The following is a 17,724-nucleotide window of genomic DNA, read 5'->3' on the forward strand; positions in this document are numbered from 1 at the left end:
AGCCGCATGGATGCGGCGACCAAGGCTACATGGACGTACTTGCGCCGCCCCCCGCAGTCCCGCCCCGTCCGACCCAGCCCATGACACTGGCTCTGCCGGCCGCGAGGGGCCCTGCCGTTGGCTGCATATGCCCCCCGCATGACCGAAATGGCGTCACACGTTAAACTCCCGCCGTGAATACTCCCACCTACACCGCCCAGCAACTCGCCGAGCAGTTCGGCCTGCAGGTCCATGGCGATCCCGCTACCGCCATCCATGGCGTGGCTACCCTCGCCCATGCCGGACCTGGCCAGCTGACCTTCCTTGCCAACCCGCGCTACCGCGCCCAGCTGGCCGACAGCCAGGCCTCGCTGGTGGTCCTGCGTGCCGATGACGTCGAGGCCGCCCCCGGCGCCGCGCTCGTCGCCAAGGACCCGTACACCGCATTCGCCAAGATTGCCGCACTGTTCGACATCGCGCCGACCCGCCCGCCCGGCATCCATCCCAGCGCAGTGATCGATCCCAGCGCCCAGGTCGCGGCCAGCGCCCATATCGGCCCGTTCGTCTCAGTGGGTGCGCGCAGCGTCGTCGGCGAGAACTGCATCATCGGCACCGGCAGCGTGATCGGCGAGGACTGCAGCCTGGATTCCGGCTGTGAGCTGATCGCACGCGTGACCCTGGTCACCCGGGTCAGGCTGGGCAAGCGCGTGCGCGTGCATCCCGGTGCCGTGCTCGGCGCCGACGGCTTCGGCCTGGCGATGGACGCCGGCAAGTGGATCAAGGTGCCGCAGCTCGGCGGCGTCCGCATCGGCGATGACTGCGAGATCGGCGCCAACACCTGCGTCGACCGTGGTGCGCTGGAAGACACCGTGCTGGACGAAGACGTGCGCCTGGACAACCTGGTGCAGATCGCGCACAACGTGCAGATCGGCGCGCACTCGGCCATTGCCGGCTGCACCGGCATCGCCGGCAGCGCCAAGATCGGCCGCTACTGCCTGCTCGGCGGCCACGTTGGCGTGGTCGGCCACCTCGAGATCTGCGACAAGGTCGTGATCACCGGCAAGTCGGTGGTCCGCAACTCCATCCATGAGCCGGGCGAGTACTCGTCCGGCACCCCATTGACCGACAACCGCACGTGGCGCAAGAACGCCGCGCGCTTCAAGCAGCTGGATGCATTGGCTCGCCGCGTTCTGGCTGCTGGCAAGGAGAAAGAATGAACGATTCGCTGCAGCTTCCGATCGACGTCTGCCAGATCCAGGAACTGCTTCCGCACCGCTACCCGTTCCTGCTGGTGGACCGGGTGCTTGAACTCGACGTCGAGGCCAAGCGGATCCTGGCGCAGAAGAACGTCAGCATCAACGAGCCGTTCTTCCAGGGCCACTTCCCGGGCCGCCCGATCATGCCCGGCGTGCTGATCATCGAAGCGCTGGCGCAGGCTGGCGGTGTCATGACCCAGCTCACGCTCGGCCGCGATGCGCAGTCCAAGCTGTTCTACATGGTCAAGGTGGAAAACGCCCGCTTCAACAAGCAGGTCGTGCCCGGTGACGTGCTGATGCTGGACGTGCAGATGAAGCGCCTGATCCGCAACATGGGCTGGTACTACGGCGAAGCCAAGGTCAACGGCGAAGTCGTCGCGTCGGCCGAGGTCATGTGTGCCGGCGCCAAGGGCTGATCCACTGGAGGCAGCAATGACTGACAACGCACCGCGGATCCACCCCACCGCCGTCATCGACCCGGCCGCACGCCTGGCCGACGATGTCCAGGTGGGCGCCTTCACCCTGATCGGCCCCGACGTTGAAATCGGTGCCGGCACGGTGGTGGGCCCTCATTGCAGCATCCACGGCCCGACCCGGATCGGCCGCGACAACCGCTTCGTCGGCCATGCCGCGATCGGTGGCGAGCCGCAGGACAAGAAGTTCGGCGGCGAGCGCACCGAACTGGTGATCGGCGATCGCAACGTGTTCCGCGAGTTCGTCACGCTCAACCGTGGCACCGGCGGCGGCGGCGGCATCACCACCATCGGCAACGACAACTGGATGCTGGCCTACACGCACGTGGCGCACGACTGCCATGTCGGCAACTTCTGCGTGTTCTCCAACAACACCACTCTGGCTGGCCACGTGACCGTGGGCGACTACGTGATCATCAGCGGCTTCGCCGGTGCCCACCAGTTCTGCCGCATCGGCGCGCATGCCTTCCTCGGCATGGGCGCGCTGACCAATGGTGATGTACCGCCGTTCACCATGGTCGGTACCGATTCGCTGGGACGCCCGCGTGGCATCAACAGCGAAGGCCTGAAGCGGCGCGGCTTCGACGCTGACCGCATTTCGGCCATCAAGCGTGCGTACCGCACGCTGTACGTTGCGGGCCTGCCGCTGGCAGAGGCCAAGGTGCAGCTGACCGAACAGGCGCGTGACAGCGACGACGTGAAGGCGATGCTGGACTTCATCGAGCACGCCGAGAGGCCCCTGCTGCGATGAGCAGCTCGACCGGCCAGGCGCCGGCCGGCGCCGCGGTGATCCCGCTGGCCTCGATGGCCGGCAGCGTTCCCGCGCAGCGGGTGCTCAGCGAGCGCCCGTTGCGGATCGCGCTGGTTGCCGGCGAAGCCTCCGGCGACCTGCTCGGTGCGGGCCTGGTGCGTGAACTGAAGGCGCGCTTCCCGAATGCCGAGTTCGCCGGTATCGGCGGCGATGCCATGCGCAGCGCCGGCTGCCAGACCTGGCACGATGCCAGCGAGCTGGCGGTGATGGGCCTGACCGAAGTGCTGCGCCACCTGCCGCGCCTGCTCAAGCTGCGCTCGGCGTTCCGCCAGCGTGCGCTGGACTGGCAGCCGGACGTCTTCATCGGCATCGACGCCCCCGACTTCAACCTGGGCATCGAGCGCTGGCTGAAGCAGCGTGGCGTGCGCACCGTGCATTACGTCAGCCCGTCGGTCTGGGCCTGGCGCGAAAAGCGCGCCGAGAAAATCGGCAGCAGCGCCGACCTGGTGCTGTGCCTGTTCCCGATGGAGCCGCCGATCTATGCCCGGCACGGCATCGACGCGCGCTTCGTCGGCCACCCGATGGCCGATGACATTCCGCTGCAGGGCAACCGCGAGGAAGCACGCGCCGCGCTCGGCCTGCCGGCCTCGGCCAAGGTGCTGGCGGTGTTGCCGGGCAGCCGCCTCGGCGAGATCTCGCGCCTGGGCGAGCCGTTCTTCGAAGCGGCCTGGCAGGTTTCCGAACGCATTCCGGGCCTGCATGTGGTGGTGCCTGCCGCCAACCCGGCCTGCAGGCAGCTGATCGAAGAACAGCTGTCGCGCTCGGCGCTGCCGGTGGCCTACTCGCACGTGCTTGACGGCCAGGCGCGCAACGCGATGATCGCCGCCGACGTGGTGGTGCTGGCCTCCGGCACCGCGACCCTGGAAGCCATGCTGGTGAAGCGGCCGATGGTGGTCGGTTACCGCGTCAACGAACTGACCTATCGACTGGTCAAGGCGCTTGGCCTGATCAAGGTCGACCGCTTCGCCCTGCCCAACATCCTGGCCGGCCAGGACCTGGCGCCGGAACTGATGCAGCACGACTGCACGCCGGACAGGCTGGCCGCGGCCATCCAGCAGTGGTTCGACCACCCGCAGCGGGTGAGCGACCTGCAGGACACGTACGTGCGCCTGCACCAGCGACTGCGACGCAACGCGTCGGCGCGTGCCGCCGATGCCGTCGGCGAGCTGCTGATGCGCGACCAGGCGCAGGCATGAGCCGCCGCCACGCCGCAGCAGCCAGCCTGACCCTGTTCGACGGTACGGCAGTGATCGAGCCGGAGCGCCTGGTCGCCGGTGTCGACGAGGCCGGGCGTGGCCCGCTGGCTGGGCCGGTGGCGGTGGCGGCGGTGGTATTCGATCCGTCACGGCCACGCATCAACGGCCTGGATGATTCCAAGCAGTTGACCGCTGCCCGCCGCGAGCAGCTGCATGACCGCATCATCGAGCGCGCCCTGGCCTGGCATGTGGTGCTGGTGGACGTGGACACCATCGACCGCCTGAACATCTACCAGGCCACCCTGCAGGGCATGCGTGACGTCGTTGCAGCGGTCGCCCATGTGGCCGGCTTCGCCCGCATCGACGGCAACGTGGTGCCCAAGGGCCTGGTACTGCCGGCGCAGGCGCTGGTCGGCGGTGATGGCATCGACCGCGCGATCATGGCCGCCTCGATCCTGGCCAAGGTCTCGCGCGATCGCTACATGCAGGCCGTGCACGCCCGCCACCCTCAGTATGGATTCGAGCAGCACAAGGGCTATGGCACTCCGGCCCACCTGGCCGCCCTGCGCGAGCACGGCCCCTGCGTGGAGCACCGGCGCAGCTTCGCCCCGGTGCGGGAGTGCCTCGGTTGACCTTGTAGAGCCGAGCCCATGCTCGGCTTTCCGCAGCAGCCGAGCGTGGGCTCGGCTCTACAGGAAACGGGCTCCCGCACGCCTGAACCCGGTCGTCCTCCGGGGCCTGTCAAGCCTTGTGGCAACCCCCTGCCCTCGCTACCCTGACCGGGCATTCCAGCGCTTCCCGACCCCGGCGACGAACCTCCGTCAGCACCCGGGGCCCGCGCGCTCCAACCTGGTCCGGCATGTCCAACTCCCGCTTCGTACATCTCCACGTCCACACCGAGTTCTCGCTGGCGGACTCGACCATCCGCGTGCCGGCCAAGCCGGACCAGGCGGACCCGAAGAAGGCCAAGCAGGCCAACCTGCTGTCGCGCTCGGTCGAGCTCGGCCTGCCTGCGCTGGCGGTGACCGACCTCAACAACCTGTTCGCCCTGGTCAAGTTCTACAAGGCCGCCGAAGGCGTGGGCATCAAGCCGATCGCCGGTGCCGACGTGCTGATCGCCGAGGAAGGCCAGGACCCGTGGCGGATGACCCTGCTGTGCCGCGACCGCGAGGGCTACCTGAGCCTGTCGCGGCTGCTGACCCGCGCCTGGATGGAAGGCCATCGCCCGGAAGGCGGTGTGGCCATCCACCCGGACTGGCTGAAGGCCGGCAACGCCAACCTGTTCGCGCTGGCCGGCCGGCAGAGCCTGGCCGGGCGCCTGGCACTGGACGGCAAGCATGAACTGGCCGAGCAGCAGCTGGCCGACTGGCAGCGCGTATTCGGCGATGGCCTGCACCTGGAGCTGACCCGTACCGGCCGCGAGGGCGAGGAAACCTTCAACCAGTTCGCGCTGATGGCCGCTGGCCAGCGCGGCCTGCCGGTGGTCGCCAGCAATGACGTGCGCTTCCTGTCGCCGTCGGATTTCAGCGCGCACGAAGCGCGCGTGTGCATTTCCACCGGCCGCGTGCTGGACGATCCCAAGCGTCCGCACGAGTACAGCGACCAGCAGTACCTGAAGTCGGCCGAGGAGATGTGCGCGCTGTTCGCCGACATCCCCGATGCGATCGACAACACGCTGGCGCTGGCCGAGCGCTGCAACATCGAGATGCGGCTGGGCACCTACTTCCTGCCCAACTACCCGGTGCCCGACGACGAGACCCTGGACACCTGGATCCAGAAGATGTCGCGCGACGGCCTGGAAGAGCGCCTGGAGAAGAATCCGCTGGCGCCGGGCAAGACCCGTGAGGAGTACTTCGAGCGCCTGGAGTTCGAGCTCAACACCATCATCAAGATGGGCTTCCCCGGCTACTTCCTCATCGTGGCCGACTTCATCCAGTGGGGCAAGAACCAGGGCATCCCGATCGGTCCCGGCCGCGGCTCGGGTGCCGGCTCGCTGGTGGCCTGGGCGCTGAAGATCACCGATCTGGACCCGCTGCCGTACAACCTGCTGTTCGAGCGATTCCTGAACCCGGAACGCGTGTCGATGCCCGACTTCGACATCGACTTCTGCATGGACCGCCGCGACGAGGTGATCGACTACGTCGCCCGCAAGTACGGGCGCGAGCGCGTCAGCCAGATCATCACCTACGGCACCATGGCCGCCAAGGCGGTGGTGCGCGACTCCGGCCGCGTGCTCGGCTTCCCGTATGGCCTGGTCGACGGTGTTTCCAAGCTGATCCCGAACATCCTGGGCATCCACCTGAAGGATGCGCTGGGCAAGGGCAAGGAAGGCCCGAGCTCGGAAATGGCCTCGGCCGAACTGATCCAGCGCTATGAGACCGAGGACGATGTCCGCGACCTGATCGATCTGGCGCTGCAGCTGGAAGACCTGACCCGCAACGCCGGCAAGCACGCCGGTGGCGTGGTGATCGGGCCCGAGCCGCTGAGCGAGTTCTGCCCGCTGTACGCCGAACACGACGAAAATGGGCTCGGCAAGAACCCGGTCACCCAGTTCGACAAGAACGACGTGGAAGAAGTGGGCCTGGTGAAGTTCGACTTCCTCGGCCTGCGCACGCTGACCATCATCGACTGGGCAGTGAAGGCGATCAACAAGCGCCACGAACGCGCGGGCATTCCGCCGGTCGACATTGCCGCGATCCCGCTCGACGATGCGCCCACCTACAAGGACATCTTCGCCAACGGCAACACCGGCGCGGTGTTCCAGTTCGAATCCTCGGGCATGCGCCGCCTGCTGAAGGACGCGCGCCCCGACCGCTTCGAAGACCTGATCGCGCTGGTGTCGCTGTATCGCCCCGGCCCGATGGACCTGATTCCCTCCTTCAACGCGCGCAAGCACGGCCAGGAAGAGATCATCTATCCCGATCCGCGCACCGAAGCGATCCTGAAGGACACCTACGGCATCATGGTGTACCAGGAGCAGGTGATGCAGATGGCGCAGATCGTCGGCGGCTACTCGCTGGGCGGCGCTGACCTGCTGCGACGCGCGATGGGCAAGAAGGTGCCGGCGGAAATGGCCAAGCACCGCGAGATCTTCCGCGAAGGTGCAGCCAAGGGCGGCGTCGACGGCCCCAAGGCCGACGAAATCTTCGACCTGATGGAGAAGTTCGCCGGCTATGGCTTCAACAAGTCGCACGCCGCTGCATACGCACTGGTCAGCTACCAGACCGCCTGGCTGAAGCGCCATTACCCGGCCGAGTTCATGGCGGCCACGCTGTCTTCGGACCTGGACAACACCGACAAGGTGGTTGGCTTCCTCGACGAGGTGCGCAACCTCGGCCTGACCGTGCTGCCGCCGAAGGTGAACCAGTCGGCCTTCATGTTCGAAGCGGTCACGCCGGACACGATCCAGTACGGCCTGGGCGCGATCAAGGGCGTCGGCCAGGGCGCCTGCGAAGCGGTGGTCGAGGAACGACTGAAGGGCGGACCGTTCAAGGATCTGCTGGACTTCTGCACCCGCGTCGGCTCGGCCAAGCTCAACCGGCGCACGCTGGAAGCGATGATCAACTGTGGCGCGCTCGATGAGCTCGGCCGCAACCGTGCCTCGCTGATGCTGCAGCTGCCGGAAGTGATCAAGGCCACCGACCAGATGGCACGCGAGCGTGCGTCCGGACAGAACTCGCTGTTTGGCGGGCCCGACCCGAGCACCGTTTCGATCCAGCTGGACCTGCCGGAAGCCGAAGAATGGCCGCTGCTGCAGCGCCTCAACGGCGAGCGCGATACGCTGGGCTTCTACCTCAGCGGCCACCCGTTCGATCCCTGGCGCGACGATGTGCGCGATCTGGTAGGCAACGACCTGGGTTCGGTGGAGAAAATCTGGAGCGCCAACAGCGGCGGCGGTGGCGGCGAGAAGCGCTGGCGCCCGGAAGTGCAGACCGTGCTGGCCGGCCAGGTGGTCGGCGTGCGCCGCAAGGGCGAAAGCCAGATCTTCATCCAGCTGGAGGACGGTCGCGGCCGGGTGGAGTGCAGCGCGTTCTCCGATGCGATGGCCGAGTTCGGCCACCTGATGACCAAGGACCGCATCCTGGTGGTCAAGGGCGGCCTGCGCGAGGACGAGTTCAACGGTGGCTACGCGCTGCGCATCCGCCAGTGCTGGGACTTCGACGAAGTCTGCGCCAACTACGCCACGCGGCTGTCGCTGCGCCTGGACCTGCGCCAGCAGCGCCCGGTCTGGGAGCGCATCAATGCCCTGCTCGACCGCCATCGCCCGGGGCGCACGCCGCTGCGCCTGGACCTGCTGCTGAAGGGCCCGCACGGCGGTGTCGCCGGCATGCTGGATGTCTCCGGGCAGAGCGCGGTACGCATCGATTCCAAGCTGATGGAGGCGCTGCGCGCCGACCCGGCCGTACGCACGCTGAAGGTGCGCTACAGCCCGCCGTGGGCCAGCTGAGGCTGGCTCCTTCGTGTTCCTGTTTTCCCGTTCCAGTCATCAAGGACGATTGCCGATGAAGACCCTGCTGTTCCCGTTCGTTGCCGCACTGGCGCTGGCCGCCTGCTCGCCGTCGAAGATCGAGTTCCAGATCGACAACCCGACCGACACGCCGCTGGCGCTGAGCATCGACGGCCAGGACCTGCCAGTGGCTGCGCACGGCTCGCGCCCGGTCTCCCTGGCCATTGGCGAGCATCGCCTGCACACCGACACGCTCGGCGATGTGCGCTTCATCGTCTACGTCGATGGCCGCGGCGGCCTGATCAACCCGACCCTGAGCGAGTACGTGATCGCTCGCGAGGTCTATGTCACCGACGAGAGCAAGCTGAAGAACTTCGGCACCGGCAAGGCTGGCATCGAGCTGGGCGGCGTCGACTTCGAGGGCCCGTTCGAGAAGAGCCACGAACTGTTCATCGACAAGACCTGGACCTACGGCGTGCGCGAACCGTTCCCGAAGGAAAAGGTGGTCGCCCACGTCGATTCCAGTGGTGGCCAGATCGTCGCCAAGGTGTTCACGGCACCGGATTTCATCGCCTACGTCGAGGAAGGCATGGGCGAGCCGGGCGCGTTCAAGCGCGAACAGCCGGCCGGCTACGTGGCCCCGGCATACAGCCTTGAACCGGCACCGGCCAGCCTGCCGGCGCTGGCACCGGCCTTCGAGGCGCATGCCGCGCCGCTGCGCGAGGTCTACGCGCAGTGGCTGAAGGCCACCACCGCCGATGAACAGAAGGCCCTGCGCAAGCAGGACTTCGCTGCGCAGATGGCCTTCACCTCGGCCACCGCCACCCTGGGCAGCGGCCTGGGCCGGGAGGCCAACGAGGCCTACAACGACTTCGTTTCCCGGCGCAGCCAGTTGATGGGCCGCAGCGCCCTGGTAGTGCCCTGAGCTGACTGGCGCCGCCTGCCCGGCTGCGCTACCGTCGCCTTCCAGACGAAGGCGTACGGGTGGTTTGCACGCATTCGGCTAGAATTGCCTCCTTCTTTACACGACGGCTTCCGATGAATCCGAACTACCTCGACTTCGAGCAACCCATCGCCGACCTGGAAGCCAAGATCCAGGAGCTGCGCAACGCCAGTGCCGGGCCGGCGGTCAATGTCGAGGCGGAAGTGCACGCGCTGCAGGACAAGCTGCGCATGCGCACCGCGCAGATCTTCCGCAACCTGACCTCGTGGCAGGTGCTGCAGCTGGCCCGGCACCCGTCGCGTCCGTACACCGCCGACTACATCCGCGTCATGTTCGATGAGTTCCAGGAGCTGGCCGGTGACCGCGCCTTCGCCGACGACAAGGCGATCATGGGCGGCCTGGCCCGCATCAATGGCCGCGCGGTAATGGTGATCGGCCACCAGAAGGGCCGCGACACCAAGGAAAAGATCAAGCGCAACTTCGGCATGCCCAAGCCGGAGGGTTACCGCAAGGCGCTGCGCCTGATGAAGATGGCAGAGCGCTTCGGCCTGCCGGTGCTGACCCTGATCGACACCGCCGGCGCCTGGCCGGGCATCGACGCCGAGTCGCGCGGCCAGTCCGAAGCGATCGCGCGCAACCTGATCGAGATGGCCGAGCTGAAGGTGCCGATCATCTGCACCGTGATCGGTGAAGGCGGCTCCGGCGGTGCGTTGGCACTGGGCGTGGGCGACCGCACCGTGATGCTGGAATACGCGGTGTACTCGACCATCACCCCGGAAGGCTGCGCCTCGATCCTGTGGAAGGACGCGGGCAAGGCCAAGGAAGCGGCCGAGCAACTGGGCCTGACCGCCCCGCGCCTGAAGAGCCTGGGCCTGGTCGACAAGGTCGTGCGCGAGCCGACCGGTGGCGCCCACCGCAACCCGACGCAGATGGCCAAGCGCCTGAAGGCCGTGCTGCTGAACGAGCTGGACGCGCTGGAAAAGCTCTCCACCGAGCAACTGCTGGAGCAGCGCTACACGCGCCTGCGCAGTTACGGCACGTACGAAGCAGCCTGATTCATCGGCTTGTTACTTTCTTGCTCGTGCAAGAAAGTAACCAAAGAACACGCCGCCGAACGCGAGCCGGTGCCACGCACCGGTTCCCTGCGCTTCTCGGTGAATCAGGGGACGGCGCCGAACTCGCTGCGCTCAGACATCGTCGCCTCTTCGCCCCTGTTTCACCTGCGATGCTCGGCTCGCTCATGGCGGACCTGGACATCAAAAGCCACAGCTGCACCCAGTAGATCCACGCCATGCGTGGATGCATCTGTGCGATGCGCCGCGCGCGCAGCGCGCCCCGTTCAGAACGGCTTGGCCAGCACCAGCCACACGATCGGAATGAACGCCAGCAGCGGGATCTCGTTGATCCAGCGCAGCGCGCGCGACGACGGCAGCGCCCGGCCCTTGGCCACGCCCTTGAGCAGGCGACCGGTCCAGCCGAAGTACACCAGCAGCAGCACCACCAGGCCCAGCTTGGCGTGCAGCCAGCCAGCGCCGCCCGGCGCGACCATGGTCGGGAAATCCGGGATGACCTTGTAGCCCAGCCACAGCACCAGGCCCAGCACAAAGGCCAGGCCGAACATCGAGTGGCCGAAACGGTACAGGCGCAGGCCCATCAGCTGCAGGCGCTCGGTCACCGCCGGCTGGCCTGCGGTCTCGGCCAGGTTGACCAGGATGCGCGGCAGGTAGAACACCGTGGCCATCCACGCCACCACGAATACGATGTGGAAGGTCTTGACCCAGTAGTAGCTCTGCATGCGCTCGCTCCGGCGGCTGGCGTAGATGGGCGCCTATTGTCGCAGTAGAGCCACCTCCTGGGTGGCTGCCGCGTCCAATCGCCGCATCAGGACGGCCACGCATGGCGTGGCTCTACTGCGGGTCCGCCACACCCGGGGGCGCAACACCGTACGATAGGCGCCGTTTTCCCCGATCGCGCACCGCCCCATGGACAAGACCTACGACGCCGCCTACTTCCAACGCTGGTACCGCCGCGCCGACATCGGCGGCAGCGCCCGCCTGGCGCGCAAGGTGGCCCTGGCCGTGGCCAGCGCCGAGTACTACCTGGAACGACCGATCCGCAGTGTGCTGGACATCGGCTGCGGCGAAGGCGCCTGGCGTGCGCCGCTGCTGAAGCTGCGTCCGAAGGTCGAATACCTGGGCTTCGACAGCAGCGAGTACGCTGTGCGCCGCTACGGCCGCACCCGCAACCTGCACCTGGCCCGCTTCGGCGACTTCGCCTGGCTGCGGCCCTGCGCGCCGGTCGACCTGCTGGTGTGTTCGGACGTGATGCACTACGTGCCCGACCGCGAGCTGCGCGCCGGCCTGGCCGGCGTGGCCGAGCTGACCGGCGGCGTGGCCTTCCTGGAGACCTTCGCCGCCGAAGACGCGTTCGACGGCGACCACGAGGGCTTCCAGGCCCGCCCGGCACGCTGGTATCGGCGGACGCTGGCCCGGCACGGCCTGCAGCCGGTCGGGTCGCACTGCTGGCTCGGCCCCGCCCTGGCAGGCGACGCCGCCGCGCTGGAACGGATGTGAATCCAGATTCATTATTTTCAGCCAACTTAACCTGCGGGACACCCGGATGGGATATGCTGCGCGGCAACATATGACCATACATATTCGGTCGTCATGCTCTATCAACTGCACGAACTGACCCGCAACCTGCTCGCCCCCTGGGTGCACCAGGCTCAGGCCAACGCCAGATTCTTCGCCAACCCGGGCCACTGGTGGTCGCAGATGCCCGGCGCCGATCGCCTGGCGGCGGTCAATGAGCTGTTCCACCGCATCGGCAAGGATTACGAGAAGCCCGAGTGGGGCATCAACGAAATCGAGGTCGACGGCGAGCGCGTGCCGATCGTCGTGCACGAGGAAGTGAGCAAGCCGTTCTGCAAGCTGCTGCGCTTCAAGCGCCACAGCAATGAAGCCGAACAGCTGCACACCATGCTCAACCAGCCGTTCGTGCTGGTCGTGGCACCGCTGTCCGGGCACCACGCCACGTTGCTGCGCGATACCGTGCGCACGCTGCTGCGCGACCACCGTGTGTACGTCACCGACTGGGTGGACGCGCGCATGGTGCCGGCCAGCGAAGGCGAGTTTGGCCTGGACGATTACATCGCCTACATCCAGGAGTTCATCCGCCATCTGGGCGTCGAACGCCTGCACGTGGTCAGCGTGTGCCAGCCGACGGTACCGGTGCTGGCCGCGGTTTCACTGATGGCCAGCCGTGGCGAGCCGACACCGCGCACCCTGGTGATGATGGGCGGCCCGATCGATGCACGCTGCAGCCCGACCGCAGTGAACAACCTGGCCACGCAGAACCCGCTGTCGTGGTTCGAGAACAACGTCATCCACACCGTGCCGGCCAGTTACCCCGGCGCCGGCCGCCGCGTGTATCCGGGCTTCCTGCAGCACGCCGGCTTCCTGTCGATGAACCCGAGCCGCCACTTCAGCTCGCACTGGGATTTCTACACCGACCTGGTCAAGGGCGACCTGGAAGACGCCGACGCGCACCGTCGCTTCTACGACGAGTACAACGCGGTGCTGGACATGCCGGCCAAGTACTACCTGGATACCATCCGCGTGGTGTTCCAGGACTTCCTGCTGCCGCGTGGCGAGTGGGTGGTCAATGGCGAGAAGGTCGATCCGTCGGCGATCCGCGATACCGCGCTGCTGAGCATCGAGGGCGAACTGGATGACATCGCCGGACTCGGCCAGACCGAAGCAGCGCAGGCGCTGTGCACCGGCATTGCTGCTGACCGCCGCGAGCATTTCATCGTCGAAGGCGCCGGCCACTACGGCATCTTCAGCGGCCGTCGCTGGCGCGAAGTGGTGTACCCGAAGGTGCGCGACTTCTTCGCTGCGCATGCCGAGGCACCGGCGGCGAAGGCCACGAAGAAGAAGAGCAACGTCACTCCGTTGCGGCGAAAGGCGGGGTAACTCCCCGCCGTGGGGTCGGATCCCTTTCCAAAGGAAAGGGCTCTGACCCAGCATGATGGGATCCGGGGTCAGAGCCCTGTTCTGCGAACAGGGATCCGACCCCTGGCCTGTTACAACCGCACCAGCAGGTTCTTGGCAATCAGCCCGTGCAGCTTGCCGATACCGCGTGCCAGGTGCATCGTCAACAGCAGCAGCAGCACGCCCACAGCTGCGATCACGATGCCCACCAGCGGCGAAGCGGCCATCGGCAACACGTTCACGCCGTCGACGTACACGCCCGGAATGTCACCGCTGAACAGCGCGGCCACCGGCGCCCAGATGAACCCCAGTGACAGCGACAGCAGCGTCACCGCGATGGTGAAGTAGACCACGCCCAGCGGCAGCATCAGCACGAAGTACAGCAGGGTCAGCCAGGTACGGCCATCGGTGAACATGTCGCCGATGCGCTGCAGCCACGTGCGGCTACGGTCGGTGTAGCGCGGACGGCGCGGCATGCGCTCGCCCAGCAATGCTTCCACCAGCCGCCCTTCCAGCAGCGCCAGCCCGCGCACCGAGCCGAAGAACAGCACGGTCAGCGGAATCCCGACGATCAGGATCAACAGGCCGAGCGAGAGCGACAGGCCGGTCACCACCCAGGTGAAGAAGAAGATGCCGGTGGCCAGCGACAGCAGCATGTAGAACAGCGCGCCATAGGTATGCGGATCGGCCACCACCCCGAAGAATCGCGCCAGCAGCGAGCGTTGCACCGGCGCCGGCGGCGGCGCGGCCGGTTCGATGCCACTGGCTTCGGCAGCGGCACGCAGTACCGGCGCGGTATCCGCACGCGGCGTACGCAGCGCGCGGTTCACCGTCACTTCGGTCTCGCGGTAGATGTCGGCCACTTCGTCCGGCGCGCCATAGCTGCCGGCCACATCGGCGATCACCTCGGCCTCGCTGCGGCCGGGCTGCGCCGCCAGCTCCGAGCGCAGGTATTCCTCGGCGTCGTACAACGCGTCCTGCACCATCGCCGGATCGGCACCTTCCAGCGCAGCGCGCAGCTGCGCCAGGTACTGCGGAATGGTGGTCGGCAGGGCGCGGCCTGCCAGGCTCGGGTCGTTCATTGCGGTACCCCCTCCAACACGGAATCGACGGAATCACGGGTGGCCTGCCACGCCTGGCGCCACTGCGCCAGCACCTCGCGGCCACGTTCATTGATGCGGTAGTAGCGCCGCGGCGGCCCGCTGCTGGACGGTTCCACATGGCTTTCCAGCAGGCCGGCGCCCTCCAGGTTGCGCAGTACCGGGTACAGCGCGCTCTGCTTGCCGCTCAGCACGCCCTCGCCCACCCGCTCCAGCTCCTTGGCAATGAGGTAGCCGTACAGCGGCTCCCCGGCCCGGGCCAGCACCGCCAGCAGGGCCAGCGACACTGTTCCGGCGCTGAGCTCCTTCTGGAACTTCTTCAGGTGGACATCGTCCTCGGACATGGCCGGCCCTCCACTACGTTGAAGTCCACAGTAGTGCGAAGTTCGGTATAGCGAATGTGTCGTTAGTCACTCTGCCGGTTGGCGAGGGTCGGCCGACCATCTGGCCGGCAGGCCCATTGGCTTGCTTGCCCCTCTGCGAGCCGCGGCATACCGTCGTCTTCCAACAGCGCAGCGGCTGATCCAGCTCCTGCGAGCACGACGGTCCCGGGAGTATCCACTTATGACTGAGTTTTATTATTGCGACTTCTGGTTTGGCGCAAAGAAGTCCGCCCGAAACATAATCAGTGAATCCGAAGCCAAATCGAGACATGAGAGCCAGGCTCGCTATACGGTTCTCGTTGGCTCCCCCACCACGCCATCCGCGATTATCGATGTGCTGTTGGACAAAGAAATGATTGGCGTCGACTTTCTGGATGAACATCTAAGGGAGCGCCTGACGTATCAATTCCAGCAGGTAGCGCCGGGAAATCTGTTCCTGAGCATGGCGGTACATAGAACGTTCGATGAGAAGAGTGACGGCATTGCCGAAGGGACAAGCTACCTCTTCAATGAAGATGGTCGGCTTACGATAACCAGGGAGAATTTTTCACCTCATCATCTGGAAGAGTCTTCAACTACGCACGATCCGACAGGCAACTATGAACCTGTTCCTGTCTTCGGCCATTACTCCGGTCTAATTGCAGAAGAAAGATAGGCGTTGATTCCAGACCCATTGGATTGTCCAAGAGGCGGCGCGCAGGCTGACGCGATTGCCCTACATCTCGCTTGGCGATGTGGTCTCTAGTCGCGCAGAATCGAACCCTCGTTCATGTTCCGGGGTTCCCATGCCGCACCGTCGTCGCCTTGCCCTGACCGCCCTCGCCTGCCTGCTGCCCGCCGTGGCCAGCGCGGCCACGCCTTACCGCAGCCCGCAGCAGATCCTCGATGCTTCGGCGGCCAGCGACTGGCGTACCCCCGACCCGGCCAACCTGCTGTACATGGACCTGCCCGCCGGGCGCGTGATCATCGAGCTGGCGCCGCAGTTCGCCCCGCGGCATGTGGCCAACATCCAGACCTTCGCCCACGAACATTTCTGGGACGGCACCAGCATCTACCGTTCGCAGGACAACTTCGTGGTGCAGTTCGGCGATGCCGACGCCGATGACGCAGCCAAGGCCAAGCCGTTCGGCAGCGCCGCGCGCAAGCTGCCGGCCGAGTTCGAACGCGCCAGCGCCGGCCTGAAGGTCAGCGTGCTGCCGGATCGCGATGGCTGGGCCGCGCAGACCGGTTTCGTCGACGGCTTCCCGGTCGGCCAGGACCCACAGGCCGGCAAGGCCTGGCTGGCCCATTGCTACGGCATGCTGGGCGCGGGCCGCAGCAACGAGGAAGACAGCAGCATCGGCGCCGAACTGTACGTAGTGACCGGCCAGTCACCGCGCCAGCTGGACCGCAACATCACGCTGGTGGGTCGCGTGCTGAAGGGCATGGAGCTGCTGAGCGCAACGCCGCGCGGACCGGCGCCGATGGGCTTCTACACCGACCCGAAGCTGCGTACGCCGATCGTGTCGATCCGCCGTGCCAGCGACGTGCCGGTGGCCGAGCGCACACCGATCCAGGTACTGCGTACCGACTCGAAGACCTTCGCCGATACGGTGGAGGCGCGACGCAATCGCGTGGATGATTTCTACAAGCGCCCGGCGGGGCATATCGACCTCTGCAATATTCCGGTGCCGGTGAAGTAACGCCGTCGCGGATTCTGCGCGTGGCGCGTGCTGAAGGTGCTTCACTGTTCATGGGCGTTACTTTTCTTTGTACGCAAAGAAAAGTAACCAAAAGAAACGTTCCGCCAGTCACGAGCCGGTGCTGCGCACCGGTACCCTGCGCTCCTCGGCCCGTCGAGGGACGGCGCGGGAACTCGCTGCGCTCAGACACCCGCGCCTCTTCGCCCTCGCCGGACCTGCGGTGCTCGGCTCGCTCAAGGCGGATCCAAGATCAAAGGCAGAAGCGGTCGCTCCGCTCGCCGGGCCCGGCCCGGCCCGGCCCGGCACTACCAAACATCGTCGTGCAGCTGTGGCTCTTGACCTTGGATCCGCCTTGAGCGAGCCGAGCATCGCAGGGGAATCAGGGGCAAAGAGGTGCCGATGTCTGAGCGCAGCGAGTTCGGCACCGTCCCCTGATTCACCGAGAAGCGCAGGGGACCGACGTGCGAAGCACGGCGGCTCGCGACCTGGCGGCGCGTTTCTTTTGGTTACTTTTCTTTTCGCGCGAAAAGAAAAGTAACGCCCATGAACAGTGAAGCACCTTCAGCACGTGCCACGTGCAAAAACGTCTCAGCCCTTCTGACTCACCGCCACGCTACCCAGAATCAACACACCCGCAATCAACATCTGCAGCGTCACCGCCTCACCCAGGAACAACCACGCAAACGCCGCACCGAACAGCGGAATCAGGTAGGTCACCGTCGACGCCCGCGACGGGCCGATACGACCGATCAGGCGATAGAACATCAGGAACGCCAAGCCAGTACAGGCCACGCCCAGCGCGATCGCCGCGCCCCAGGCCTTCAGTGGAATCGCCGCCTGCGGCCAGTGGGTCACCGCCATCGGCAGCATCCACAGCGAGGCACACGACAGCGTTGCCGCCGCGGCGGCGGCCGACGGCAACCCGGTCATGTGCCGCTTCACCAGGTTCACGCCCAGGCCGTACAGCAGCGAAGCCGCCGCACCGGCCAGCACTGCGGTACCGATGCTGAGGCCGGACACTTTCGCCGTGGCCAGCACCACCACCCCGGCAAAGCCGACCAGCAACGCACCGGCACGGCGCATGCCGATCTTCTCGCCGAAGAACAGGAACGCGATCAGCGCGGCGAACAGCACCGTCATCGCATTACAGATCGCACCGATCGCGGCCGGCGCCTGCTCGGCGGCATAGGCAAACAGCACGAACGGCAGCCCCGAATTGATCAGGCCGATCGGCGCCAGCCACAGCCAGCGGCGCGGCGGGAACTGCGCGCGGGCGCGCCACAGAAACGGCAGCAGCACCAGCGCGCCCAGCACCAGCCGCACCTCGACCAGCGCGAATGGGCCGAACGACGGCACCGCCACCCGCATGAACAGGAACGAGCAGCCCCAGATGGCGCCCAGCAGGGTCAATTCCAGCGGCGTGCGCCAGTCGCGCTCGGCCGTCTGTGGGATCGCATTCATG

At 66.6% G+C, this 17,724-nt stretch carries 16 protein-coding genes; 12 read left to right on the top strand and 4 right to left on the bottom strand.

Going from position 1 to position 17,724, the window contains the following annotated elements; genetic code table 11:
• Positions 1-173: 173 nt before the first annotated feature.
• The 8 genes from lpxD to AC2A1N_RS11915 all read left to right on the top strand — a co-directional run bounded on the left by lpxD (position 174) and on the right by AC2A1N_RS11915 (position 10,160).
• Positions 174-1,196 (top strand): UDP-3-O-(3-hydroxymyristoyl)glucosamine N-acyltransferase, encoded by a 1,023-nt coding sequence (gene lpxD, locus AC2A1N_RS11880; protein WP_061480176.1) that lies wholly within the window; start codon positions 174-176, stop codon positions 1,194-1,196.
• Positions 1,193-1,651, top strand: a complete 459-nt coding sequence (gene fabZ / locus AC2A1N_RS11885) for a 3-hydroxyacyl-ACP dehydratase FabZ (protein WP_005415845.1) — start codon at positions 1,193-1,195, stop codon at positions 1,649-1,651. The genes lpxD and fabZ overlap by 4 nt, the downstream gene beginning before the upstream one ends.
• 16 nt (positions 1,652-1,667) lie before the next feature.
• Entirely contained in the window at positions 1,668-2,459 is a 792-nt protein-coding gene (gene lpxA, locus AC2A1N_RS11890) for an acyl-ACP--UDP-N-acetylglucosamine O-acyltransferase (RefSeq protein ID WP_005415844.1), read from the top strand.
• 53 nt (positions 2,460-2,512) lie between these two features.
• Positions 2,513-3,715, top strand: a complete 1,203-nt coding sequence (lpxB, locus tag AC2A1N_RS11895) for a lipid-A-disaccharide synthase (protein ID WP_235648417.1) — start codon at positions 2,513-2,515, stop codon at positions 3,713-3,715.
• On the top strand, positions 3,712-4,347 hold the full coding sequence (locus AC2A1N_RS11900; protein WP_061480174.1) for a ribonuclease HII: 636 nt from the start codon (positions 3,712-3,714) through the stop codon (positions 4,345-4,347). Before lpxB ends, AC2A1N_RS11900 begins: the two co-directional genes overlap by 4 nt.
• Before the next feature lie 227 nt (positions 4,348-4,574).
• Complete coding sequence (dnaE, locus tag AC2A1N_RS11905) at positions 4,575-8,162, top strand: DNA polymerase III subunit alpha (protein ID WP_242890189.1); 3,588 nt, start codon at positions 4,575-4,577, stop codon at positions 8,160-8,162.
• Positions 8,163-8,217: 55 nt separating this feature from the next.
• Entirely contained in the window at positions 8,218-9,087 is an 870-nt protein-coding gene (locus AC2A1N_RS11910) for a YajG family lipoprotein (protein ID WP_242890186.1), read from the top strand.
• 113 nt (positions 9,088-9,200) lie between these two features.
• Complete coding sequence (locus AC2A1N_RS11915; RefSeq protein WP_005415839.1) at positions 9,201-10,160, top strand: acetyl-CoA carboxylase carboxyltransferase subunit alpha; 960 nt, start codon at positions 9,201-9,203, stop codon at positions 10,158-10,160.
• Between the two features lie 284 nt (positions 10,161-10,444).
• On the opposite strand, the gene AC2A1N_RS11920 is transcribed toward AC2A1N_RS11915, so the two are convergent.
• Complete coding sequence (locus AC2A1N_RS11920; RefSeq protein ID WP_061480172.1) at positions 10,445-10,900, bottom strand: CopD family protein; 456 nt, start codon at positions 10,898-10,900, stop codon at positions 10,445-10,447.
• Between the two features lie 187 nt (positions 10,901-11,087).
• Here AC2A1N_RS11920 and AC2A1N_RS11925 point away from each other — a divergent pair, with 187 nt between their 5' ends.
• Complete coding sequence (locus tag AC2A1N_RS11925; RefSeq protein ID WP_061480171.1) at positions 11,088-11,678, top strand: class I SAM-dependent DNA methyltransferase; 591 nt, start codon at positions 11,088-11,090, stop codon at positions 11,676-11,678.
• 93 nt (positions 11,679-11,771) lie between these two features.
• Positions 11,772-13,079: a polyhydroxyalkanoate depolymerase gene (locus AC2A1N_RS11930; protein ID WP_154350451.1), complete on the top strand. Its 1,308-nt coding sequence runs from the start codon at positions 11,772-11,774 to the stop codon at positions 13,077-13,079.
• Between the two features lie 110 nt (positions 13,080-13,189).
• Here AC2A1N_RS11930 and AC2A1N_RS11935 read toward each other — a convergent pair whose 3' ends face one another.
• Positions 13,190-14,179 (bottom strand): sensor domain-containing protein, encoded by a 990-nt coding sequence (locus AC2A1N_RS11935; protein WP_242890170.1) that lies wholly within the window; start codon positions 14,177-14,179, stop codon positions 13,190-13,192.
• A complete protein-coding gene (locus AC2A1N_RS11940; protein WP_004150914.1) occupies positions 14,176-14,541 on the bottom strand; it encodes a PadR family transcriptional regulator in 366 nt (121 codons plus the stop codon). Before AC2A1N_RS11940 ends, AC2A1N_RS11935 begins: the two co-directional genes overlap by 4 nt.
• Positions 14,542-14,761: 220 nt before the next feature.
• On the opposite strand from AC2A1N_RS11940, the gene AC2A1N_RS11945 reads away from it, so the two are divergent.
• Together AC2A1N_RS11945 and AC2A1N_RS11950 are read left to right on the top strand one after the other, a co-directional pair.
• On the top strand, positions 14,762-15,235 hold the full coding sequence (locus tag AC2A1N_RS11945) for a lytic transglycosylase (protein ID WP_180832682.1): 474 nt from the start codon (positions 14,762-14,764) through the stop codon (positions 15,233-15,235).
• A gap of 130 nt (positions 15,236-15,365) precedes the next feature.
• Positions 15,366-16,262, top strand: coding sequence for a peptidylprolyl isomerase (locus AC2A1N_RS11950; RefSeq protein ID WP_484372313.1), 897 nt, complete (start codon positions 15,366-15,368; stop codon positions 16,260-16,262).
• Positions 16,263-16,850: 588 nt separating this feature from the next.
• Here the strand turns inward: AC2A1N_RS11950 and AC2A1N_RS11955 are convergent.
• A complete protein-coding gene (locus AC2A1N_RS11955; protein WP_484372315.1) occupies positions 16,851-17,723 on the bottom strand; it encodes a DMT family transporter in 873 nt (290 codons plus the stop codon).
• Position 17,724 lies beyond the last annotated feature (1 nt).

This window comes from Stenotrophomonas maltophilia group sp. SKK55 (genome assembly GCF_057179845.1).